We start from the raw sequence: 24,430 nt of genomic DNA, 5'->3' as shown, positions 1-24,430 counted from the left end.
GCGCGCCGGGGCCGGTTCAGCTCGCGTGTTCGCGCGCCCCGGCGATCACCAGCCAGCCGATCGCGTATAGCACGGTCAGTGCCACCAGCAGGGTGATGGTGTTGAACATCGCCTTGGGGAAGGTGGCGCGTTCCGGCAGAATCGGCTCGACCACCCGCATCAGGAAGACCTGCTGGCGTTGCGCATCGGCGCGTGCCGCTTCCAGCGACCCGATGGCGGAGGAATAGACCCGCTCGGCGAATTCCCGTTCCAGCTGCAGGCGCTCATAGCCCGACAATTGCTGCGTCAGGGTCTCGTCACCCCGGGTGCGGCGGGCGCGCTCGGTGGCGATCTGCGCCTGCAGCGCGGCGATGCGGTTGTTCAGCACCTGGATCTGCGGATTGTCCGGCCGCATGAAGGCCTGCTTCTCCTGCAGCTCCGCCCGGGTCTGGGCCAGCGCGCCTTCCAGCCGGCCGACGGTCTCGACCGCCGTACCCACCGAGGCGGTGGGGTCCAGGGTCTGCTCGCGTTCGCGGAAGCTGGTCAGGGCGGCACGGGCGGCGACCACGCGCTGCTCGGCGATCGCCACCTCCTCGCGCCCGACCCGCAGCGTGTCCTCGGAGGTACGGGCGGAGAAGCGGTTGACCAGATCCTCCGACATGGTCAGCAGCGCCTCGGCCAGCATGCGCGCATCATCGGCCCGGTAGGCCAGAACCTTCAGGGTGATGATGCTGGTCTCGAGGTCGTAGGCGACGCTGACGCGGCGGCGATAGTAGCGCAGCAGCCGCTCCGCCTCCGGATCCTCGTACCAGAGGCGCGAGATCCTGTCGGCTTCCGGCCGGCGCCAGATCGCCGGCAGGTCGAGTCGCTGCCGCAACCCATCGACGGCGCTGAGGCTGTCGACGAAGGAGGTGACGGCCTGCGCCTCCTCCGCCCCCGGGCGCATCGAGCCGGCGCTGGCGCCGAGGATGCTGGCGATGCCGCCGGCGCCCGAACTGCTCGCACCGGGCCGGCCGCGCACCAGGATGCGCGCCTCGGCCTCGTACATGTCGGTGGCGTAGGTTGCGTAGTACAGGCCGACCAGCAAGGTCGGCAGCAGCACCAGCAGCATGTACCAGCCGAGCGGCCCGCGCGGTACCAGCCGCGCCAGCGGGTTGGGCGCGCGCTGCCGCACGCGCGGCACCGCGGCCGGCGCCGCGGTCGTGGTGGTGGCAGCCTCAGAGGGCCTTATAGGTGGCGACAGCTTCATCGACGTCCTCGAAGAAGGTCAGGCTGCCTTCATTCAGCACCGCAGCCGAGCGGCAATAGAGCTTCAGGTGTTCGGGAACGTGGGTGACCAGCACCAGCGACCGTCCGCGCGTCTTCTCCGCCAGCAGTTCCTGCGCCCGCTGCACGAAGCGCTGGTCACCGGTCGCTGTCACCTCGTCGATCAGATAGCAGTCGAAATCGACCGCGAAGGACAGGCCCAGCAGCAGCCGACCCATCATGCCGACCGAATAGGTCTTCGCCGGCATGTTCATATAGGGGCCGAGTTCCGCGAAGTTCTCGACGAAATCCAGCACCTGCTTGATCGGCTGGTTGTAGATGCGGGCGATGAAGCGGGCATTGTCCGCCCCCGACATCGAATTCTGCAGGCCGACGCCATGCGCCAGCGGCCAGGACACGCTCATGCGCCGCTCGATGCGGCCGGATGTCGGGTGCTCGACCCCGGCCAGCATCCGCACCAATGTCGACTTGCCGGCCCCGTTGCGGCCGAGGATACCGACCGCATCGCCAGGGCGGATGATGCCCGAGACGTTGCGGAGCACCTGCTTCTTGCCGCCACCGCGCAGGTCGTAGTGCTTGGAGACCCGGTCGAAGTAGATCACTGCCCGCGCCTCAGAATTCGAGCCGCGTGCGCACCGCGCGCACCGCCGCCAGGCCGAGCAGGTTCACCGCCACCACCCAGCCGACGATGTAATAGATGTCGTAATAGGCCGGGATCATGTCGCCGAACATGCCGTCGCGCATCATCTCGTGAATATTGGCCTGCGGATTCCAAAGCAGCACCTCGCGCCACCTCCGGGGCAGGAAGTGGAGCGCGAAAAGGGCACCGGAAAAGGGCAGCGCGACATAGGTCAGCGGATGAACGATGCGGTCCACCACCTCCCACCGCGCGGCGCCGGCGGCGACCAGCAGGCCGAGGCCATTGGCGAAGGCGAAAAGCAGCATCAGCGCGGCGACCAGCGTCGGCACGCTGTGCGGGCTCATGCCCGTCCACCAGGCGGTGCCGGAGATGACGACCAGCAGCACGCAGGTCACCGCGCCCATCTCAAGCAGGTTGCGGGCCAGCATGATGTCCACCAGCCGGACCTGGCGGTGGTACATCAGCGTCATATTGGCCTGGAAGGCGGTGGTCGCGCGGTTGATGATGGCGCGGAAGGCGAAATAGGGCGCGTAGCCGATCACCACGAACAGGAAGGGCGGCACATGGCCCATCTCGCGGGAACTGATCAGCGACTTCAGCAGGCCGATCGCCGTGGCCAGCAGCAGCGGTTCCAGGAACAGCCACAGAAAGCCCAGATGGCCGCGGCCGAACCGGGTCTGCAATTCGCGCAGCAGCAGGGCATGGATGACCCGGCGCTGCACGGAAAAGCCTTCCACCACCCGGGCAATGCCGCTTTTCCGCTCCGGCAGGCCCACGGGCGGCCCATGCATGCCGCCAGTCGCGGCACTCATGGCGCGTGTCTCACGGCCGGGCGGCCCCGCCGCCCCGCAGCAGCGGACGGGCCTCTACCCAGCCGCCTTCCGGCGCGGCGCAAATCAGGCGGGAGCGCTCGGCCATGCCGGCATCGACCCGCAACTCACGACATTCCCGGCCGCTGGCGGCGTAATAGGTTCGCACAAGCCGGACCTGCGCGGCCTGGCCATCGGCCAGGGTCAGGCGCTCCGTCGCGCCTGGCTGGGCACGGCTGGCGAAGATCACCACCGGGTCGGAGGACACCACCGCCGGACGCGCCGTGACCGCCGCGTTGCTGAACACACCCTCACCACCCCGACCGCAACCCGCCAGGGCCAGCAGCGCGGCCATGGCCAGCAAGGCGCGCCCCGGCGCACGGCCGGCCGGCAGGCCAGGGATGTGGTGCAACTTCGGCTGGGCCAAAGCTTGTGTGCGGTGCATCATGGTGATGCAGACTAGCCGAAGGTCGTGCGCTAGGCAAAATGCAAATAACTTCATCCATTTCACGGCAGGCGGCGCGCCGGGGTCCCCGGGCCAGCGCTTTCGCTTGAGCCCCGAGGACGCCACGCTGTCGATCATTCGGCTTCCCCCGGCCGCCCTCGCCGCCCTGCCGCACCTGCCCGCCTTCTTCCCGGGCCACGAGACCCGGGCTGCGGAGCCAGCCGATGCGCGGCCCGCCGGCGCGCCAGGCGCGGCGTCGCTGCGCTATACGCCAGGGCCCTTCCGCCCCCCGCTGCTGGGCACGCGCCGCGTACCGGTGCTGCTGGTGGTGGCTGCCGGGACGGACCCGTTGGCCAGTGCCCTCGCCTCATCACCCGATCAGCCCGACCTGGCCCAGGCGCGGGAAGTGATGGCGGCGATGCGGGCCGGGCGCTTCGGCGCGCTGCCGGGGGAGCCACCGCCGCAGGCCGCCGGCGCGCGGGCCATTCTGCTCGACCCCTGCGACCCGGCGGCCCAGGGGAAGGCGATCGCCCGCCTGGCGCGGCTTCGGGCGGAAGGCACCGCGCCCCTGCTGCTCTGCGACCCCTTCGGCCCCGGCACACCGGTGCTGCCCGGCAGCCTGCCCCTGCACGACCCCTGGGCCGTGCTCGACCTCGGCCTGCCGCTGCATGGCGCGAGCCGGGAGCTGGGCCTGCTGGCGCTCGCCGCCGGGGTGCCGCTCGCCGATGGGCCGCTGGCGGGCGCCGATCCCCTACAGGCCTGGGCCGCCCTGCTCGCCGCCACCCATGCCGCCGACCCCTTCCGCAACCGCCCCTGCACGGTGGCGGAGGCGCTGGATCTGCTGGCGCTGTGGCAGGCGCGCGCCAGCGAGTCGCGCGGCATCGCCGTCTGCCTCGGCGCGCATCCCTATAAGCGCGACAGGCTGCGTGAATTGTTGGCCAGCGATGCGCCACCCCCGAGCTTCACCGGCAAGGCCGAGAGGGCGGTCGCCACCGCGCGGCGGCGCGGCGGCGCCGTGCTGGCCTGGGCCGCCAGCGCGCCGCCGGACCTGCCCGCCCGCTGCGCCGAGGCGGGCGTGCCGCTGCGCTGGCTGGAGGATGGCTTCATCCGCTCCGCCGGCCTTGGCGCGGCCTTTCGCGCCGGTGCCTCCTTCGCGGTCGATGCCGGCGGCCCCTATTACGACCCCAAGGTCGAAAGTGACCTGGCGCGCTTGCTGGCCGAGGCCACCTTCCCGCCGGCCCTGCTGGAACGCGCCCGCGCGCTGCGCCGCGCCGTGGTGAATCGCGGCGTCACCAAATACAACCTTCCCGGCACGACCCCGGAAATCACCGCCCCGGACGGCCGCCGCCGAATCCTGGTGCCGGGCCAGGTGGAGGATGACGCCTCCATCCGCCAGGGCGCCGGCACCATCCGCCACAACCTCGACCTGCTGCGCGCGGTGCGGGCGGCGGCGCCGGAGGCCTGGCTGATCTACAAGCCGCATCCAGATATCGAGGCCGGCTTTCGGCGCGGCCGGATCGCCACCGCCGACCTCGCCGGTCTGGCCGACCAGGTGCTGCGCCAAGCCCCGATGGCGCCGCTGCTGGGCCTGGTGGATGAGGTGCACACCATCACCTCCCTCACCGGCTTCGAGGCGTTGCTGCGCGGGTTGAAGGTGACCTGCTGGGGCACGCCCTTCTATGCCGGTTGGGGCCTGACCGAGGATTTCGGCCCGACGGCCACCCCGCCCCGCCGCCGCCGCCTGACCCTGGACGAGCTGGTGGCCGGCGCCCTGATCCTCTATCCGCGCTGCATCGACCCGCTGACCCGCCTGCCCTGCCCGCCGGAGGTGCTGCTGGACCGCATGGCCCATCCCGAACTGTTTCCCACAGGCCGCCGCGCCCGCCTCCGCGCCGCCCAGGGCTTTGTCACGCGGGTCATCTCCAGGCTGCGGGGATGGCGATGACGGGGGTGGTCATCAGCGGGGCCTCGCGCGGCCTCGGCTCGGCGCTGGCCCGGCGCTACGCCGTGCCGGGCGCGCGGCTGCTGCTCACCGCACGTTCCGCCGAGGCGCTGGAGGTGGTGGCCGAGGCCTGCCGCGCGCAGGGCGCCAGCGTGACCACCCTGGCCTGCGACATCACCGAAGCCGCGTCATTGGCCGCCGCCCTGGCGGATTTCGAGGCGGCGGGGCCGGTCGATCTGGTGATCGCCAATGCCGGCACCTCCGCCGGCACCGCGCCGGACGGCACGCCGGAGGATGCCACGGCGGCGGCGCGGCAGGTGGCGGTGAACCTGATCGGCGCCATCAACCTGGTGGGGCCGCTGCTGCCGGGCATGCGGGCGCGGCGCGCGGGGCGGATCGGGCTGATCGCCTCCGTCGCCGGGCTGCGCGGCCTGCCCGACTTTCCGGGCTATTGCGCCAGCAAGGCCGGGCTGATCGGCTGGGGCGAGGCCCTGCGCGCCCAGCTTGGGCCATCCGGCATCAGGGTCACGGTGGTGACGCCCGGCTTCTTCGACAGCGCCATGGGCGCGCGCTTCCATGGCCGCCGCATGTTCCTGCTGACCCAGGACCAGGCGGCGGACCGCGTGCGGCACGCATTGGAAGCCGGCGCGCCCCGCGCCGCCTTCCCGTGGGTATTGGCCCTCGGCCTGCGAATGCTGGCGCTGCTGCCGCCCCGCCTTGGCGACTGGGCGGTGCGGCGCATGCGCTTCCGGGTCAGCCCGGAGGCGTAGCCTTCACTCCACCACGGCGCCGGAAGCGCGGATCACCGGGGCGAGCTGCGCGGCGCTGGCGCGCCGAAAATCGAACATCGCCTCCGGCGTCGTCCACCAGGGCGCCGCGCCATTCTCCTGGAACTTCGCCAGAAGATCGGGGCTGGCCAGCGCCTGGCGCGTCAACTCCGACAGCCGGTCCACGATCGCCCGCGGCAGCGCCGCCGGCGCGACGATCCCGGCCCAGGAGGTCAATTCGAAGCCCGGCAGGAATTCCGCCATGGTCGGCACCTCCGGCGCCTGCGGGCTGCGCGTCAGGCTGGTCACCGCCAGTGCCCGGGCCTGGCCGCCGCGGGCGCTGGCCAGGCTCTGCGGGATGTTGTCGAAGATCATGTGCACCCGCCCGGCCTGCACATCGAGCTGCGCCGCCGCGCCGCCGCGATAGGGGACATGCACCATGTCGAGCCCGGCCATCTGCTTGAACATCTCCCCCGCCAGATGGACCGTGGTGCCGGAGCCGGGGCTGGCGAAGGTGTAGCGGCCGGGATGCGCGCGGATCAGCGCGATCAGCTCCGGCACCGTCTGGGCCGGCACGTCCTTGTTGACGATCAGCAGGTTCGGCAACTGCCACAGCCCGCCGATATAGGTGAAGTCCCGCTCCACATCGAAGGCCATGTTCGGCCGCAGCGTCGGCGAGATGGCGAGCGAGGAGACGGAGCCGAGGCCGATCACCGTGCCATCCGCCGGCGACCGCGCGATGGCGGTCATGCCGATATTGCCGCCCGCCCCGGCGCGGTTCTCCACCACGAAGGACTGGCCGGCGATCTCGCCCAGCTTGGCGCAGACAAGCCGCACCAGCGTGTCCACCCCGCCGCCGGGGGCGAAGGGGGTGATGAAGCGCACCGTCTGGTTTGGCCAGGCGCTCTGCGCCATGGAAACCCCCGGTATCGCCACCGTGGCCATCAGGCTGCGTCGTGACATGAACATGCGGACCGCTCCCTTCCCATACACCGCAGCTCTCCGGCCGCAGCGGCGGAAGGGTAACGAGATGGGATCGGGCGCGTAAACACCGCGCTTCGGCAGGCCCCTGAAAGCCGGCTGTCAGCCCGCCTCGCGCGCCGTCACCCGCAACGGGACGGCCGGCGAATCCTCCGGCGGGAAGGGACCGACCCGGTCCTCATGCAGCGTGGCGACGATGGCGCGCACCGCCTCCGCCCGCCCTTCCCGGGCATAGAACACGCCGCGCAGCTGGGTGGTGCCCTGCAAGGCCGCCAGGAAGGCGTCGCGCAGTTCGAGATCCGGCACGCCCGCCTCCGCCCAGAAGCGGTCGAGCGGTCCCTGATAGGCCAGGCCAGGCACGTTCCACACCGCCTGGCCCAGTGCGACGGCCGGCTGGCCCAGCGCCAGGGCGCGGAGACCCACGGTGCTGTTGATCGTGATCAGCCCCCGCGCGCGCAGCAACATGGCATCCAGCGGCCCGTGATGCGCCACATGCACCCGGTCGGGCGCGAGGCCGGCCCGCGCCGCCATCAGGCCGATGCGGCGGTGCCAGTTCTTCACGCAGGGGTCCAGCGGATGCACCTTGAACAGCAGCCGCGCGGCCGGTGGCGCCAGGCGGGCGAAGCTGTCCAGCACCTCGGCGATCGGCGTGTCGAGATCGGGATAGGGGGAATAGGCGCGGACGGAGAAATCCGTCTCCATCTGCATGGCGAACAGCCAGAACGGCGCGTCACCGATCGCCGCCAGCGCCCGCACCCCTTCCGCATGTTCCGCCCGTCGGCGCAGCAGGCGCCAGCCGATGCCGAGATAGGTGGCGACCGGGTGGTGCAACTGGTGGCTGCGGTAATGCCGGAAGGGCCAGGGCGCGAGATTGGCCAGGTGATAGGCCATGTCCCACATCGCCTGGAGGCGGAAGTCGTCGCGGTAGCGCTCGGTCAGATCGGCCGCCGGCAGGCGGGCGGCCAATGCGCGGATCGCCGCCGGATCGCCCGGAAAGTGGCTGTCGCCCCCCATGCCGTCGCGTTCCAGCGTCACCCAGTCCGGCCGGAAATAGCCGAAATCGGTTACGGCCACGAAGATGCCGCGGCGCTGCGCGGCGGCGATGGCGGCGCGGTGATAGGCGCGCTGCTCACCCAGCAGCAGGATATCGGTGATGCCGTGGCGGTCGAGATAGGCGGCGATGAAATCCGGCCAGTCTTCCGGTGTGCCGCCATAATCCGAAGCCGGGGGCATGCCCGGCGCCTGGCGCCAGAACAGCCGGTCACCGAGCGACAGGTTGATGCGATACACCCTGTGTCCCAGGCCCACGAGCCCGGCCGCGACCTCGGCGAAGACGGGGCTGATCGGCCCCTGCAGGAACAGGAAATGCCGTGACCCGGTCCGGCGCGGGCGTGACATGTCCGTCCGCTGATTCAGCTGTGATTCCGTTGGCACCATTGAGACTGCATAGCCATGAGCGGACCCATTACTGTCAATGGCGCGGGACGCAGGGCAGGTTTCGCGCCGTTTCAAGCCTCCGCGGCGCGCCATATGCGCCAACGCCCGGTGACCGGTGCGGGCAGCCTTCCCATGCTGTTCAACATCGCGGCATTGCCCTCCAGGATCCAGGAAACCTCGAGGCTTTGCCAGCCGCGCCGCCCGGCCAGGCCGATCGCCTCCCGCATCAGCGCGCCCATCGCCAGGGCGGAGGCCGGATGGCCGCGAAAGGCCTGGCTGATGCCCAGCATCGGCAGCCGCGCCGATCGCACCCGCCCGGCCAGCGCCCAGCCCAGCCGCGCCCAGCCGAAGGGCAGCAGACGCCCATCCGCCGGCATCGCCTCCGCGATATTGGGCACCACCGCGACCAGCCCGACCGGCACCCGGTCCCATTCGGCGAAGACCACCTCCCCCGACCACAACAGCGGCCGCAGCAGGGCGCCGAGCCCCTTCACCTCCGCCGGGCGCAGCGGAACCGCGCCCCAATTGGCGCCCCAGGCATCGTTGTAGAGCGCGGCGACGCGGCCGACCTCGGCGCCGAAATCCCGCCGGTCCATCGGCCGCAGCGACAGCCGCGCCATCTCCGCCGGGCGCTTCAGGGCCAGCGCCGCGAAGCGCGCCGAATGACGCTCCGTCGCCAGGTCCAGCGTGCAAGCCAGCACGTCCTGCACGGGGGACAGGCCGGCCGCGTCCAGCATCTTCGGCAGCCAGGCCGGGGAGCCGGGCATGCGCAGCATCGGCGGGCGGTCGAAGAAGCCGGCCTGGGCGCCGACCTCATGATTGATGGTGAAGGAGAGCGGGCCGATCATCTCCGCCCTGCCCTGTTCGCGTAAAAAGCCGCGCGCCGCGGCCAGCAGCGCCGCCAGCACCGCGGGGTCCTGTTCCAGGCAGAGGAAGCCGAAGGTCGCGGGGGCGGCGGGGTCCGCCGGCACGCAGGCGGCGATGCGGCCGACCACCGCGCCATCCCGCCGGGCCAGGAAGCGCTGCACCGCATGGTCCGCCAGGAAGCCGAAGACCGTCGGATCGAACATCCGCGCCTCGTCCCAGCGCAGCGGCACCGACCAGCCCAACCCACGCAGCCGGGCCGGCAGGGCATGGAAGGCGGCCGCCTCTGCCCGGCCGCTGACGGGCGCTGTCGCGATCACCCGGCGAGGTCGGCCGGCGCCACCCCATCGGTGGCGACCACCAGAGCCGCCACGGCGTCGCGCACATCCTGTTCGGAATGCTCCGCCGAGAGGAAGAAGCGCAGCCGCGCCAGCTTTTCGGGCACCGCCGGGAAGACGATCGGCAGGGCATTCACCCCGTGTTCGAGCAAGGCGACGGAAACCCGCACCGCCCGCACCGAGCTGCCCAGCACCACCGGCACGATGCTCAGCCCCTCGGAGGCGCCGGTGTCGAAGCCGTGCTGCCGGCACAGGTCGCGGAACAGCCTGGCATTGGCCTGGAGCTTCGCCACCCGCCAGGGCTCCGCCGCCATCACATCCATCGCCGCGGCGGCGGAGGCCGCGAGCGGCGGCGACAGACCAACGGAATAGACGAAGCCCGGCACGGTATGGCGCAGCCAGTCGATCAGATCGCTGCGCGCCGCGATGTAGCCGCCGGCGGCGCAAAGGGTCTTGGACAGGGTGCCCATCCAGATATCGACCTCGGCGGGGTCCACCTCGGCGGCCTCGAACACCCCCTTGCCGGTGGCGCCGACGCAGCCCAGCCCATGCGCATCGTCGACCATCAGCCAGGCATCGTGCTTGCGGGCGATCTGGACCAGCGCGGCCAGGTCCGGCACGTCGCCATCCATAGAATAATGGCCCTCGACCAGCAGCAGCGCGCGCCCGGCGCTGCGCCGCACCGCCGCCATCTCCCGCTCCGCCGCGCGCACGTCATTGTGGGGGAAGGAGACGCGACGGGCGCCCGAAAGCTTGGCGCCCTCGACGCAGGAATTGTGGATGGCGGCGTCATGCACGATCACGTCGCGCGGCCCCATCAGATGGCCGATGACCGTGACATTGGTGGCGTGGCCGCTGACGAAGGCCAGCGCCGCCTCCTGCCCGTAATGCGTGGCCAGGCGCTGTTCCAGCGCGCCATGCACCGGTCGCTCGCCGGAGACGAGGCGGGAGGCGCTGGCGGAGATGCCGTAGCGCGCCATGGCATCCGCCGCCGCCTGGTGCAGCCGGGGGTCGCCATTCAGGCCGAGATAGTCGTAGGAGCCGAAATTGAGGGTGTCGCGATTGCCGATCAGGCTATGCGCCCCAGCACGGCCCTCATGCACCCGGAAGAACGGGCTTTCAATGGCCAGCGCGCCCATCGCCTCCCGCATCAGGCCCCAGTCGCGCAGACCCTGGATGGCGCCGAAGCCGCGGTGGTCGGAGGCGGCCTGCGCCTCCTGCCCCTCGCGCCGCTTCGCCAGGCGCTGCACCAGCGCCAGCCGCGCGGCGTTCGATAGTCCGAAACCCTGCCCACGACTCATGCTGTGGTGCGAACCCCCGAATGACCCCTGCCGTCGCTACTCAGCGGCACGCACCGTATCTGTGCTGGGTTCGAAGGATTCCATCAGGGTGGAGATGGTTGCCTCATCGCCCGCCGGTGCCAGCGCCGCATCGGCGATCTGCCGCGCCAGGCGTCCCACCGTCAACTCCTCGGTCAGCGCCGCCAGCGCCACCTGCAGGCCAAGCCGCTGTTCCAGCGCCCCGCGCAGTTCCAGCGCCCCCAGGCTGTCGAGGCCGAGGCCGGTCACGGCGGCGTCGATCGCCACCGCCTCCGGCGGCAGGCGCAGGATGCGGGCGATTTCCTCCGTCACCAGCCGCAGGATCAGCGCCTCCGCCTCCGGCCGTGGCAGGCTGGGCAGGCGGGCGCGCAGATCCTCGCCAGCCGCGGGGGCCTCGGTGCTCGCCAGCACCGCCAGCATCGGCTCCGCCATGATCGGCAGGGCCAGCCGCCCCTCGCCATTGGACAGGCGCACCAGCAGCGGCGCCGCATCGGCGGCGGCCAGCATCGCCGGCAGGGCGGAGAGCGATTCCGCCGCGGTCATCGCCACGACGCCCAGGCGGCGGTTCAGCTTTTCCGCCTTCTCCCGGTCATCGGCCAGCATGCCGACATCGGCGATCGGCCCCCAGGCGACGGCCAGAGCGGGGCGGCCGGCGGCACGGCGGCGGCGGGCCAGCGCTTCCAGCGCCGCATTGGCGGCGACGTAATTGGCCTGGCCGGGATTGCCGAAAGCGGTGGTGGCGGAGCTGAACAGCAGGAACAGGCCAAGCGGATCGCCGGCCGTCAGCCGGTCCAGATTCTCCGCCGCCTGCAATTTGGGCGACAGCACCCGCTGGAAGCGCCCCGTATCCATCGCCGTGGCGGCGCCGTCATCCAGCACCGCGGCGGCATGCACCACGCCACCGATCGGCCGCGCCGCCCGGATCTTTTTCAGCGTCGCATCCAGCGCCACGGCGTCCGTCGCGTCGCACAGATGCAGGGCCGGGCGGGCGCCGAGGGCGGAAAGCTCGCGCAGCGCGGCGGCGGCCTCATCGCCACCGCTGCGACCGACCAGCGCCAGATGCTTCGCGCCCTGGGCCACCAGCCAGCGCGCGGTGGCCAAGCCGAAGCCGCGCGTACCGCCGACCACGACGATGGTCTGGCCCGCCGGCGGTGCCCAGGCGGCGGCGGAAGCGGGGCGTTCCGCCGGCGGGCGGATCACCAGCTTGCCGATATGGGCGGAGGCCTGAAGGGTGCGGAAGGCGGCCTCCACCTCCTCCGGCCCGAACAGCGCATGCGGCAGCGGCCGCAGCGTGCCGTCCTGCAGGCGGTCCCGCACCCGGCCCAGAAGGCGGGCAGCCTGGCCCGGGCGGGCGCGCGGCAATTCGTCCACATCCACGGCGAAATAGCTGGCATTGCGCCGCAACGGCCGGATCGGCGCGCGGCGGTTTTCGACATAGTCGCGCTTGCCCAGTTCCACGAAGCGTCCGAACGGCTTCACCAATCCCAGCGAGCGTTCCATCGCCTCCCCGGCCAGGGAGTTCAGCACGACGTCGACGCCCTCAGGCCAGGCGCCGCGCAGCGCATCGGCAAATCCGGGGTCGCGGCTGTCCAGCACCAGGTCGGCGCCGGCGGCGCGCAGGAAGGCGCGCTTGGCGGCGCTGCCGGCGGTCATGGCGATGCGCGCGCCGATCGCCTGAGCCACCTGCAAGGCGGCGAGGCCGACGGCACCGGCGCCGCCATGGATCAGCACCGTCTCGCCCGCTTGCAGATCGGCGCAGGTTTCCAGCGCATGCAGCGCGGTCATGAAGGCGACAGGGATGGTGGCGGCCTGCACCGGGTCCAGCCCTTCCGGCAGCGGCGCGATCGCCTCCACCCGGGTGACGACGCGGGCCGCGAGCGCCCCCGGCGCGAAGCCGAACACCCTTGTACCAGGGCGCAGTGCGACGCCGGGCCCGGCCTGCTCGACCACGCCGGCGCATTCCATGCCGAGAGTCGGCCCCGCGAAGCCGGCTTCCAACACTTCCTCCGGCAGCAGCCCCTGCGCCCACATCAGGTCGCGGAAATTCAACCCGGCGGCTTCGACCCGCAGAACCACCTCCCCGGCCGCCGGGGCGCGCAGCGTCGCGGGCTCCCAGCGCAGCGTGCCGAGCCGGCCCGGCTGGCCGATGCCGAGTGCCAGCGGCCCACCCGGGGCCGGGCTGGTCAGGCCGCGTTGCAGACGCGGCACCAGCCGCGCATCGGGGCCGAGCGTCACCTCCGGCTCTGGCGTCAACTGCGCCAGTTCGGCAGTCAGGCGGCGGGCCGCGGCTTCCGGCACCATGCCGGGCGCCAGGTCGATGCGCCGCGCCCGCAGCGCCGGCATCTCATTCGCCAGCACCCGGGCCAGGCCCTGCAAGGCGGCGGCGGCGGGCACATGCACGCCCTCCGCCGGCTGCTGGCCGCCCTGGGTCACCAGCACGAAGCCATTGGCGAGACCGGCCGCGGCCTCCGCGATGCGGGTGACGATGGCGAGATGTCCCGCCAGATCCGCCGTCTCGGGCGCTGCCAGCAGCAGCAGCCGCGCACCCCGCAGGGCGCTGGCGGGCGGCACGGCATCCAGCGCCGCGCGTTCCACCATGCCGCCACGCCGGGTCAGCCGCGCCGCCAGGGCGGCGGCGAGCGGGGCGGAAGCGGCATCGGCCAGGATCAGGCTGCGTGGCGGTGCCGGCTGGGCGGCGGCCGGCGGCGGCGGCTGTTCCGCGGCCAGCAGCAGCGCCGGCCAGGGGGCGCAGGCCAAAGGTTCGGCCACGATGGCCCGGAAGCCGGCCTCCGCCAGGCGCCCCAGCCACAGGGATTCATCCGGCAGCGCGCCACCGGCCGAACCGCCCACCGCATCCGGGCCGAGACCCGTCCACCAGGAGGTGTCCTGGCCACAGACAAAGGTCCAGACGCGGCCGGGCAGCGGCTCCACCAGCAGCAGCGCCCCACCTTCCGCCAGCGCCGGGCGCAGCGCCGTGGTCAAGGCGGAGCCGGCACGGGCGCGGGCGGCGGGGGCGAGGCCGATGACGAGGTCGGCCACCAGCGGCGGCGGCGCATCGCCCAGCGGGTCCCAGACCACGCCGCGCATCTCGCTTCCGGCCGGCATGCCTTCCGGCAATTCGGGCAGCGGCACGCGGCCATCGCCGGCCGCGACATAGACCAGGGCGCGGCCCAACGGCGCCAGCCGCGCCAGCACGCGGCGGGCCAGCACGCCGCTGGCGGCGCCGACTTCCAGAATGCGCAGCGGCCGGGTTTCCGGCCAGACGGCTGCGAGCGCGCCGACCGCGGCGGCCAGCGCCTCCGCCAGTCGCGCCATCGCCTCGCCCTGGGGCGGCGGCGGCGGCAGGTCGCGCAGCCGGCCGCGCAAGGCCTCCGGCAGCCGTTCCGCCGCCTCCGCGATCCAGGCGAGGTCGAGCGCCAAGCCCGGCTGTTCCGCCAGGACCGACCGCCAGATCTCGGCGGCTTCCGGCAGGGCATTGTACGGCAGCAGGCGGATGCCGCCCGGGGCGCCCGCCGGCTCCGCCGCCCCGTCCTCGATCAAGGCACGGCGCAGGAAGGCCTCGTAGGCCGAGGCCTCCGGCGCCGCCTCGTGCAAGGTGGGTTCGGCGGCGTAGAGGCCCTGCGCGGCGGCGGCGACATGTGCCTCCAGCAGCAGCGCGGCCTCGGTCAGGTCGAGCCCGGAGGCGGCGGCGCGCGCCGCTTCCAGCGCCGGGGCCAAGGCGGGTGCGGGCGGCGCGCCTTCGGCCGCCGGGGCGAGGCCGATGCGATAGGCGGCGTCGGTGGCGGCGGTCTGCCCCGGCAGGGCGAAGCGCTGGAACACCGCATCCTCGATGCGCGCGACGACGTTGCCGAGCGCATCGCGCAGCACCAGCCGTGCAGTGGCGGAACGCGCGCCGCGCCGGGTCAGCGTGACCTCCGCCGTGACGGCGGCGGCAGCCCCCGGCAGGGCGACCAGCCGGGCGAAGCGCACCGGCACCAGTCCGGTGCCGGGCGGCGGCGGGGTTTCGGCCAGCAGGGCGAACAGCCCCTGCATGGCGCCATCGAGGCGGGAGGGATGCAGCAGGAAGGCGGCATCCGGCGGCGCCGAGTCGGGCAGCACCAGCCGCACCCGCACCTGGCCGGGCACGGAGGTCGGCGCCACGCTGTCCACCGCCGCGAAGGCCGGGCCATAGGTCAGGCCGAGCCGGGCGGCGATGCCGCGCAGCGTCGCGCCATCCATCGCCTTCGGCGCACCGCCCGGGCCGGGCGGCAGAGCGGGGGGCGCCAGCGCGGCGAGGGTCGCGGCGCGCACCTCACCCTCGGCATGCAGCGCCCAGGCTTCCTCGGACAGGCGGCGGCGGCCCTCGATGCGGAAGCCGCCCTCCGCCTCCAGCGTGCAGCGGAATTCGCGGGCACGGCCTTCTTCCAGAGTCGCGGCGCGCAGGATGCGGAATTCCGCCACCTCCAGCGCCGGCGCCTCGGGGAATCGGAGGCGCGCGGCGGCGAGCGCCATATCCAGCATGCCGGAGGCCGGCAGCACCGCATCCGCGCCCAGCCGGTGATCGGCCAGCCAGGGAAACAGTTCCGTGTCGATGGCACGATGCCAGACGCCCGGCTCACCCCGCCGGAAGCCGAGCAAAGGGTGGTCCAGCACCGGGTCCACCAGATGGCTCGCCTCCACCGTCTCCGGCTGCCAGACCGGCTTGCGGTCCAGCGGCGTCGGCGGCAGGCGGTGCGTGGCGGGGCCGGCGAAGGCCGGACCCTGGCGCGGATCGGCACCGGCGGCGAAGGCGCGGTCGGCGATGGCGGGGAAAGGGTCCGCCCCCTCCACATCCCGCTTGCTCAGGCTGACGAGGTTCGCCGCCTCCACGGCGGCGGCGCGGGCCGTCTCCCGGATATAGGATTGCAGCACCGGATTGGGGCCGACTTCCAGGAACAGCCGGGCACCCTGAGCCAGCGCCGTGCGCAAGGCGGGTTCGAAGCGCACCGGCTGGCGCAGGTTGCGCCACCAATAGACGGCCCCGACCGCCTCCGGCGCCAGCATCTCCCCGGTCACGGTGGAGATCATCGGCACCTGGCCGGGCTGGCCGGCGAGGCCGAGCAATTCGCCCAGAAGCCCCTCCCGCACCGGCTCCATCGCCGCGCTGTGGAAGGCGTAGTCCAGGTCCAGGGCCACGAAGGCGTGGCGCTTCGTCTCCGCCAACTGGCGCAATGTGGCCAGCGCCGTCTCCGGCCCGGCCAGGGTCACGGCGGCGGGGCCGTTGAAGGCGCCGATCTCCACCACGCCGGTCAGCCCGGCCTCAGCGATCAGTGCCGTGGCCTCGGCCTCGGTGGCGCCGAGCGCGGCCATGCGCCCCTGGCCGCGCGTGCGGTGCTGCTGGCGCGACCGCGCCACCACCAGCCGCGCGGCGGCGGTCAGGTCGAGCAGCCCGGCGGCATGGGCGGCCGCCACCTCCCCCACCGAATGGCCGAGCACGAGGTCGGGGCGCAGACCTTCGGCGGCCAAAGCGTCCAGGCTCGCCACCTGGATGGCAAAGAGCAGCGGCTGGGCGATGTCGGTGCTGGCGAGTTGTTCCGCCGTGACGCCGGCTTCCAGCATCGCCAGGGGCGACCAGCCGAGCAGCGGCGCCAGCGCCGCATCGGCCCGCGCCATGCCGGCGCGGAAAGCAGTGGAGGTGGGCAAGGCGTTGCGGCCCATGCCGGCGAATTGCGCGCCATTGCCGCTGAAGACGAAGCACAGCCCGCCGGGCGTCGCCGCCGGGGGCCGCTGTTCCGAACGCCGCCAGGCGGCGAGCGCGCCGGCCAACGCTGGACCATCGCTGCCGCGCAGGGCCAGACGATGCGCATGCAGGTCCCGGTGCCGCGCCGCGCCGCGCGCCAGGGCCGCGACCTCCGCCACCGGCGTCGCCGCCAAGCGGCTTTCCCAATTCGCCACCAGGGCGGAGAGGGCAGCGTTCGAACGGGCGGAGAGCAGCAGCGGCGGCTGCGGCGCGCCCTTCGGCGGTGCCGCCTGACGCCTGGGCGGCGGCGCCGGGCCGAGCAGGACGGCGGCGTTGGTACCGCCGAAGCCGAAGGAATTCACCCCGGCGATCGGCTGTTCGATCGGCGCCAGATCCTCCAGCGCCCCCGGCACGCGGATGTTCAGCGCCGCAAAGTCGATGTTCGGATTGGGCTGGGCCTGATGCAGGCTGGGCGGCACCTGGCGCTTTTCCAGCACCAGCAGCGCCTTCAGCAGCCCGGCAACGCCGGAGGCCGGCTCCAGATGGCCGATATTTGTCTTGATCGAGCCCACCGGCAGCGGCGTGGCGCGGCCGGTCGCGGCCTGGCCGATCGCCCAGGCCTCGGCCGGGTCGCCCGCCTGGGTGCCGGTGCCATGCGCCTCGTAATAGGCGAGCCGGTCCGGCGTCGCGCCGGTATCGTCCATCACCTGCCGGATCAGCCGCGCCTGCGCGTCCCGGTTGGGCAGGGACAGGCCGATGCTGCGGCCGACGGCGCTGACGCCGGTGCCGAGCACCACGCCACGGATCGCATCGCCAGCTGCCAGCGCCGCATCCAGCGGCTTCAGCAGAAAGGCCGCCGCGCCTTCCGCCCGCACATAGCCATCCGCCCCCGCATCGAAGGCGCGGCAGCGCCCGGTGGGGGAGAGCATGGAGGCGCGAGAGAAGCCGACGAAGGGAAAGGGCGAGAGCAGAACCTGCACGCCCGCCACCACCGCCGCCTCCAGCCGCCCATCCGCCAAAGCCTGGCAGGCGGCATGCAGCGCGACGAGGGAGGAGGCGCAGGCGGTGTCGATGGTCTCCGCCGGGCCGCGCAGGTCGAAGACATTGGTCAGGCGGTTGGACAGGATCGACAGCGCGTTGCCGGTCATGAAGTAGCGGTCACCGCCGCTGTGATCGAGCAGCCGCAGATCGCTGTAATCGGTGGAGGACCCGCCGACGAAGACGCCGATGTCACGCCCGGCCAAGGCGGAGGGCCGGCAACCGGCATCCTCCATCGCCGCCAGCGTCACTTCCAGCAGCAGGCGCTGCTGCGGGTCCATCTCCGCCGCCTCGCGCGGGGAAATGCCGAAGGCGCCGGCATCGAAGCCGCGCAGGTCACCGATCGTGCCGGCGGCGAAGGTATAGGACCGCCCAGGCTCGCTGCGGCGAGGATGCAGGAACAGCGCCTGGTTGAAGCGGTCCCCCGGCAGCACGGAGACGGCATCGGTGCCGGCGGCCAGCATCGACCACAGGGCCTCGGGATCGGCCGCGCCCGGCAACCGGCACCCGACGCCAAGAATGGCGATGGGGACTGCGGCGCGGGATCGGGCCGCCCGGAGAGGACGGGCGGGTTTCATGCGGTGGCTGCGCTCAGCAACGGCGCCTGGGTGCCGGCGGGCACAGGCCGGGGGTCGCGCCTGTCACGGCATGCCATCGTCGCGGCGCGCCGCGGTCGGGCGGGCAACGTCCCGCTCCAGCAGATCCACGCGCGGCGAAAACGGCTCCGACGGATGCCGCACCAGATCACGGAACAGATTCTCCACCTCGACGAAATGCTCGTCCCAACTGGGCGCGCGCCAGCCGGTCATGCGGCTGATCTGGGCACGGCGGCTGCCGCTGTCAGGGCGGGCATAGTCCAGCACGGCATTGCGCCAGGACGGGCCATCCAGCGGGTCCAGATAGTCCGGCACCTGCCGGCCCACCTCGCGCAGCGCGGGCAGGTCCGACGCCAGGGCCGGCACGCCGAGCGCCAGGCTCTCGGCCAGCGGCAGGCCGAAGCCCTCGGCGAAGGAGGGGAACAGCAGGGCGCGGGCGCCACGCAGCAGGGAGGCCACTTCCCGGTCGGGCAGCGACCCGCATTCCCGCACCAGCCCATCCAGGGCGGAACAGCGCTCGAGCATGTCGAGCACGTTCTCATTCTCCCAGCCCCGGCGGCCGACCACGACCAGACGCGGCGCGGCGCCGCCCATGGAGCTGGCGAATTGCCGCCAGAGGTTCAGCAGCAACAGGTGGTTCTTGCGCGGCTCGATGGTGCCGAGCGCGACGAAATAGGGCCGCAGCGCCACCGGCGGCGCCTCGACCATCGAGGGGGTGACGCCGAGTGGCGCGACGGCGATCAGCGGCCGGTCGTTGCGCGCGGCCAGCCAGGGGGACAGTTCCGCCGCCGTCGCCGCAGAATTCACGATGATGCCGTCGGCCAGGGCCGCGGTGGTGATGATGCGCCGCTTATGCCGCTCCGCCTGGCCTTCCCGGGCGAATTCGGGGTGGTGCAGCGGGATCAGGTCATGGATCAGCGGCACGAAGTGGCAGCCATTGCGCCGCATGGCGGCGATGCGGCCAGGCCGCTCCAGCGCCCGGTGCGAGACCAGCAGGAAGCTTTTCGGCCCCGGGCGGCGCAGCGCCTCGTTCAGGGCCGGGCGGCCGAAGGGCAGGGAAAGCCGGGCGCGGCGCGCGGCGTTGGCCGCCAGGCGCGTGCCGCTTTCCCAGGATTCCTCCAGCGCAGCCACCAATTCCCGAACCAGGGAGGGGGGCAGTGCCGCGAAGCCCAGCAGGGGCACTTCCGCGACGAAGGTACAGTTGTTGGGATGGTGCAGCGCCCAATGGCGGGCATAGGCCATCTCCACCCGGTCGATCCCGGATGGCGCCGCCCGATGAGCCACTGTCAGAAGGCGAGAGATGTCGAGGAAGACATGCACGCCAGCGATCCTCCTCGTCCCCATTGGCCGTCGCCGGTTGGCGCGCCAGCCTCGCTACGGCCCCCTGCCGCACTGCACATCCAAATACCGGAACAGCCCGGCGTCCAGTTAGCGTGCAGTGCAATAATGTCGCGGTTTCAGCCGCTTCATGCCTCACAAGACTGTGTGGATTGACGACGGGCGTCAATCTCTTTTTTGCAACACATTTCCGAGACGTGCCTGATCGCAACTATAGATTGTAATTTACCCGTTATCCGGGAGTATCACATTGGTCGAAAGCCCGAGCAACAGCACGTCGCGCATCGTCTCCGCACTCTTTCGGCGAATATCCAGCCAGGCTTCCGGCGTGTGGAATGCGCTGTGCGGGGTGATGACCACGCGCCCCTGCAGCCAGGGCTCCCGCCGCCGATAGGCTGCGAGTAGCCCGGGCACCGGCTCCACCGGCGGTTCCACCGGGATCACATCCAGCCCGGCGCCAGCGATGCGACCGCTGCGCAGCCCGGCTTCCAGCGCATCGATGTCGAGGCTGGTGCCGCGCGCGGTGTTCACCACCACCGCGCCTTCCGGCAGCCAGCCCAATTCCCGCGCGCCGATCATGCCGCGCGTTTCCTTGGTGTCCGGCGCGTGGATCGACAGGATATCGGCGCCCCGCATCAACTCCTCCAGCGTCCGGCAGCGGGTGATGCCCAGCGCGCGGTCCACCCCATTGGGCAGATGCGGGTCGTAGAAGCGGACCTTGAAGCCGAAGGCCTTGGCGCGCAGGGCGACCGCCATGCCGATGCGGCCCAGGCCGACGATGCCAAAGCCCTGCACCTCCGCGCGGCGGATCAGCGGGCTGTCGACATAGCGCCAGGGCGCCGGCGGATCGGCCCTTTGCAGGTCATGATGCAGGATGATGCCGCGCCGCAGCGCCAGCGCCAGGGAGACGGCATGGTCCGCCACTTCCTGGGTGCCGTAGTCCGGCACGTTGCAGACGGTGATGCCGCTGGCGGCGCAGGTGGCGCGGTCCAGCCGGTCATAGCCGACGCCCATGCGCACCACGACGCGCAGCTTCGGGAAGCGCGCGATATCCTTGGCCTGCAACCAATGGCGGAAGATCAGCAGGCCATCGACCTTGGCGCAGAGTTCATCCGGCAGGGCGTCCAGCGTGCCGGTATGCGGGGCGCCACCGTGGAGGATGTCGACACCGGGACCGAACACCTCCTGCTCCAGCAGGGTGTCCGGATACATGCCCTCCGGTTCGAGGACGGTCAGTTGCGCCACGCCTGGTTCTCCCCACTCGCCGCCACCCGGTCATCCGGGTGGCGGTTCTGTGGGATATCCTTGCCGCTCAGGCGCCGCGCCGCAACCGGGCGAGGCACCTGAAAGGCGGGATTCAGATCAGGCGCGCCACCAGCCCCGCTTGCGCGGCAGATCGGCCGGCGGACCTTCGCCCAGCACGATCGGCGCGACCGGCGGAGCGGCCACCGGCTCGGTGGAGGCGACGGGCGCCGGGGCGGGCGGAGCCGGCGGCGGGGCGACGGGCGCCTCCGCCGGCAGCGCTGCGGCTACTGGAGCTGCCGGGACGTCCGCCACCACGGGGGCTTCCACCACCGGGGCTTCGACGACCGCTGCTTCGACGACCGGGGCCTCCACCACCGGAGTCTCGACAACCGGGGCCACTGCCACCGGCGTCTCGACCTGCACGGGCGTCTCGGCCGCAGGGGGGACCACCACCGGCGCCGGGGGTGCGGGCGGCGGCGGGCTGGGGCGACGGTTCGTCGCGGCGCGCTCGGCGGCCTGCTCGGCCGCCTCCATCGCCATGAAGATGTCGTCCATATGCCCAGCGAAGGGGTCGGCCGGGGTTGGCGCGCGGCGCGGCGGCGGCGGTGCCTGGGCCGGAGTCGGACTCATCGGAGCCGGGCTCATCGGCGCATGGGCGGGCACGACGGGGCTCGACACGGATTGCGCCGGCTCGTTCCCCTGGGCCTCGCCCTCCTCACGCCGGCGGCGACCGCCGCGGCGGCCACGGCGGCGACGGCGCGCTGCCTCGTCCTCCGGACCCTCCTCGACATCGGACTCACCGGCCTCGATCTCGCCAGCTTCCGCCTCGGGGGTCTCGTCGGCCGGGGACTCCGATTCGGTGCCCTCCTCGGTCTCCTCGGACTCCTCCGAATCGCCCTGGGCCTCGCCGGCCTGGCCTTCCACACCCTCGCGACGACCGCCACGGCGGCGGCGGCGGCGGCGGCGGCGGCCGGCCTCACCCTCGGCGCCCTCGGCCGGGCGTTCAGCCGGCGCCTCGGCGCGCGGCGCCGGCGCGGCCGGCTCCGCCACGGCTTCCGGCTCCACGGGCTCGGGCTCCACGAAGGGCTCGGGTTCCGGCGCGTAGTCCATGCGCAGTGCGGAGGGGCGCTCGGCGATCGCGTCCGGATTGGCGGCGCGGGTGCGCTCGATGCGCAGCGCCGGCGGGATCAGCGTGTCGTCCGGCTGCACCAGCACGCGCATGCCGAAGCGCTGCTCGATCTGGCCGAGCCGCTCGCGCTTCAGATTCAGCAGCCACAGCATCACCGGCATGGCGCAATGCACCACGATCTCGGCGGCGCGGCGCTTGGCGCCCTCCTCCTCGATCGCGCGCAGCACCTGCAAGCCGCTGGATTCCACGCTGCGGACCATGCCCCGGCCCTGGCAATGCGGGCAGGCGACATAGGCGTGCTCGACCACGGAAGGCCGCAGCCGCTGGCGCGACATCTCCAGCAGGCCGAAATGGCTGATCCGGCCGACCTGGATGCGGGCGCGGTCCTGCTTCAGGGCCTCCTTCAACCGGCGCTCGACCTGCGCATCGTTGCGGGCCGATTCCATGTCGATGAAGTCGATGACGATCAGGCCGGCCAGGTCGCGCAGGCGAAGCTGGCGGGCCACCTCATCGGCGGCCTCCAGATTGGTGCGCAGCGCCGTGTCCTCGATGTGCCGGTCGCGCGTGGCGCGGCCCGAGTTCACGTCGATGGAGACCAGCGCCTCGGTCTGGTTGATGACGATATAGCCGCCGGACTTCAGCTGCACATTCGGGTTGTGCATGGCGTCGAGCTGGGCATCGACGCCGAAACGGGCAAACAGCGGCACGCCGTCGCGCACCGGCTTCACCTTGTTCACATGCGCCGGCATCAGCATGCGCATGAAGTCCCGCGCATCCTGATAGGCCTGCTCGCCCTCCACATGCACTTCCTCGACGTCCTTGCCATAGACATCGCGGATCGAGCGCTTGATGAGGTCGGCTTCCTCATAGATCAGGGCAGGCGCGGTACTGGCGAAGGTGCGCTCGCGGATGCCGTCCCAGAGGCGCAGCAGGTATTCGCAGTCGCGCTTGATTTCCGGCTTCGGGCGCTGGGCACCGGCGGTGCGGACGATCAGCGACATGCCCTGCGGCAGTTGCTGCTCGTCGATGATCTCCCGCAGGCGCTTGCGGTCGCCGGCGGAGGTGATCTTGCGGGAAACGCCGCCGCCACGGGGGCTGTTCGGCATCAGCACGGAGAAGCGGCCAGCCAGAGAGATATAGGTGGTCAGCGCGGCACCCTTTCCGCCGCGCTCCTCCTTCACCACCTGGATCAGCATGATCTGGCGGCGCTTGATGACCTCCTGGATCTTGTAGTGGCGCAGGAAGCGCGGCGGGATGCGGCGCTCGCGCGCGTCGTCCTCAGTGCTGCCGCCCACGGATTCGGGGGGCGGCGCATCGGCATTGCCGACGCTTTCCACATCGTCATCGCCGCGCGGCGCATCGCGCGACGAATCGCGGTCGCCGCGGGAGGCGTCGCGGTCGCGACCGCCCCGGTCGCGCCGGCCACGGCCACGATCCCGGTCCCCGCGATCAGGGCGCGGGCCGCGGGCCGCGCGCGGCGCATCCTGGCCGGCGGTCTCGCCATCGGCGGCAGGCTCGCCGAACGTCTCGGCACCGCTCTCCTCGCCGCCAATCTCCTCGCCACCGTTTTCCTCAGCGGCAGCCTCGGCGGCCTCCTCGGCGGCGTCGCGGGCGGCTTCCGCATTCTCGCGGGCCTCCTCGCGCAGCGCCGCATCCTCGGCGGCGGCCTCGTCCGTCTGGCCTTCCGGCTGGGCGCTGGCCTCGCCCTCGGCTTCCGGAACGGCCGGGCCGGTGCGGCGCTCGACCTCGATCGCCATCGGCATCGCGGTGTCGCCGCGGTCCTGTTCGTCCTGTCCGGACTCATCGGAAGGGGCTTCGGCGGTTGAAACCTCGTCGGCCTCGCCGTCGATCGCGGTTTCCAGCGCCGCGTTCAGCGCCTCATCGACCTCCCGAGCGGCCTCCTCGGCCTCCTCGCGTTCCTGTTCCTCGCGCGCCTCGGCCTGCTGCATCTCGATCAGGCGCTGCCGGTCGGCGACGGGAAGCTGGTAGTAGTCGGGGTGGATCTCGCCGAAGGCGAGGAAGCCGTGCCGGTTGCCGCCATATTCGACGAAGGCGGCTTGCAGGCTGGGTTCGACCCGCACGACGCGGGCCAGATAGATATTGCCCTTCAGGGGCATCTTGTTGGCCGACTCGACATCAAAGGCTTCGAGGCGGTTGCCATCCAGCACCACCACCCGTGTCTCTTCGGGGTGGGATGCGTCGATCAGCATGCGCTTGGTCATGGAGGAGAGGACTCCGCACCGCGCTGCCCAGGGGGATCACCGGTGGGCCGGTCGCGGCGACAGGGGGTGGCGGGGCCCGAGACAGAACGGATCGGCGGCAGGAAATCGTCCATGCGGCGGCGATCCGGTCCTTGTCGCGGCGGGCCTTGCACGGGGGTCCGTGGGCAGGCCCTGTTGGGTTCAGTGGGGCCGATACGCCTGGATCACTCCAGACAGACCGGTCCCGGCGGGCGCGCCTCGCGCTGCCCCGGAAACCCTTCAATCGGCAGCCCCCTGCATCGGGGCGCCGGTCGCAGGCGCAATCGGGCGGGCGGCAGGCCTGCCGGGCCGATTCCGTACCGCCAGCCGGATTTCCACGAAGGATTTCCGCCAGGGGA

Annotated in this window: 14 protein-coding genes; 2 read left to right on the top strand and 12 right to left on the bottom strand. The window is 72.3% G+C overall.

The window, feature by feature from the left end; all coding sequences use genetic code 11:
- Positions 1-16: 16 nt before the first annotated feature.
- From ACVFYP_RS02200 to ACVFYP_RS02185, 4 genes are read right to left on the bottom strand one after another with little or no spacing between them, the layout of a single operon-like run.
- A complete protein-coding gene (locus tag ACVFYP_RS02200; protein ID WP_499198487.1) occupies positions 17-1,228 on the bottom strand; it encodes a KpsE/RkpR family capsule polysaccharide export protein in 1,212 nt (403 codons plus the stop codon).
- On the bottom strand, positions 1,197-1,847 hold the full coding sequence (locus ACVFYP_RS02195) for an ABC transporter ATP-binding protein (protein ID WP_499198486.1): 651 nt from the start codon (positions 1,845-1,847) through the stop codon (positions 1,197-1,199). Before ACVFYP_RS02195 ends, ACVFYP_RS02200 begins: the two co-directional genes overlap by 32 nt.
- A gap of 10 nt (positions 1,848-1,857) precedes the next feature.
- Entirely contained in the window at positions 1,858-2,697 is an 840-nt protein-coding gene (locus ACVFYP_RS02190; protein WP_499198485.1) for an ABC transporter permease, read from the bottom strand.
- Positions 2,698-2,707: 10 nt separating this feature from the next.
- Positions 2,708-3,139, bottom strand: coding sequence for an RT0821/Lpp0805 family surface protein (locus ACVFYP_RS02185; protein ID WP_499198484.1), 432 nt, complete (start codon positions 3,137-3,139; stop codon positions 2,708-2,710).
- Positions 3,140-3,245: 106 nt separating this feature from the next.
- On the opposite strand from ACVFYP_RS02185, the gene ACVFYP_RS02180 reads away from it, so the two are divergent.
- Both ACVFYP_RS02180 and ACVFYP_RS02175 read left to right on the top strand, forming a co-directional pair.
- The gene (locus ACVFYP_RS02180; protein ID WP_499198483.1) at positions 3,246-5,084 is read left to right on the top strand and encodes a capsular polysaccharide export protein, LipB/KpsS family; all 1,839 of its coding nucleotides are present in this window, start codon (positions 3,246-3,248) and stop codon (positions 5,082-5,084) included.
- Positions 5,081-5,851 (top strand): SDR family NAD(P)-dependent oxidoreductase, encoded by a 771-nt coding sequence (locus tag ACVFYP_RS02175; RefSeq protein WP_499198482.1) that lies wholly within the window; start codon positions 5,081-5,083, stop codon positions 5,849-5,851. Before ACVFYP_RS02180 ends, ACVFYP_RS02175 begins: the two co-directional genes overlap by 4 nt.
- A 3-nt stretch (positions 5,852-5,854) precedes the next feature.
- Here ACVFYP_RS02175 and ACVFYP_RS02170 read toward each other — a convergent pair whose 3' ends face one another.
- The 8 genes from ACVFYP_RS02170 to ACVFYP_RS02135 form a co-directional block, all read right to left on the bottom strand.
- Entirely contained in the window at positions 5,855-6,811 is a 957-nt protein-coding gene (locus tag ACVFYP_RS02170; RefSeq protein ID WP_499198481.1) for a Bug family tripartite tricarboxylate transporter substrate binding protein, read from the bottom strand.
- A gap of 120 nt (positions 6,812-6,931) precedes the next feature.
- A complete protein-coding gene (locus tag ACVFYP_RS02165; RefSeq protein ID WP_499198480.1) occupies positions 6,932-8,227 on the bottom strand; it encodes a capsule polysaccharide biogenesis protein in 1,296 nt (431 codons plus the stop codon).
- A 110-nt stretch (positions 8,228-8,337) separates the two neighbouring features.
- Positions 8,338-9,450, bottom strand: coding sequence for a hypothetical protein (locus ACVFYP_RS02160; RefSeq protein WP_499198479.1), 1,113 nt, complete (start codon positions 9,448-9,450; stop codon positions 8,338-8,340).
- A complete protein-coding gene (locus ACVFYP_RS02155) occupies positions 9,447-10,769 on the bottom strand; it encodes an aminotransferase class I/II-fold pyridoxal phosphate-dependent enzyme (protein WP_499198478.1) in 1,323 nt (440 codons plus the stop codon). Before ACVFYP_RS02155 ends, ACVFYP_RS02160 begins: the two co-directional genes overlap by 4 nt.
- Positions 10,770-10,805: 36 nt before the next feature.
- Positions 10,806-18,101 (bottom strand): SDR family NAD(P)-dependent oxidoreductase, encoded by a 7,296-nt coding sequence (locus ACVFYP_RS02150; protein WP_499198477.1) that lies wholly within the window; start codon positions 18,099-18,101, stop codon positions 10,806-10,808.
- 63 nt (positions 18,102-18,164) lie between these two features.
- Positions 18,165-19,439 carry a glycosyltransferase family 4 protein gene (locus ACVFYP_RS02145; RefSeq protein ID WP_499198476.1) on the bottom strand — a complete coding sequence of 425 codons (1,275 nt, stop codon included), beginning with the start codon at positions 19,437-19,439 and terminating at the stop codon, positions 18,165-18,167.
- Between the two features lie 243 nt (positions 19,440-19,682).
- Complete coding sequence (locus ACVFYP_RS02140) at positions 19,683-20,702, bottom strand: C-terminal binding protein (protein ID WP_499198475.1); 1,020 nt, start codon at positions 20,700-20,702, stop codon at positions 19,683-19,685.
- Between the two features lie 117 nt (positions 20,703-20,819).
- A complete protein-coding gene (locus ACVFYP_RS02135; RefSeq protein ID WP_499198474.1) occupies positions 20,820-24,053 on the bottom strand; it encodes an Rne/Rng family ribonuclease in 3,234 nt (1,077 codons plus the stop codon).
- Positions 24,054-24,430 lie beyond the last annotated feature (377 nt).

The sequence above is a fragment of the Roseomonas sp. F4 genome, from assembly GCF_053891155.1.
The sequence above is the reverse complement of the archived record's forward strand: the minus strand, read 5'-3'. Positions and strand labels throughout refer to the sequence as shown.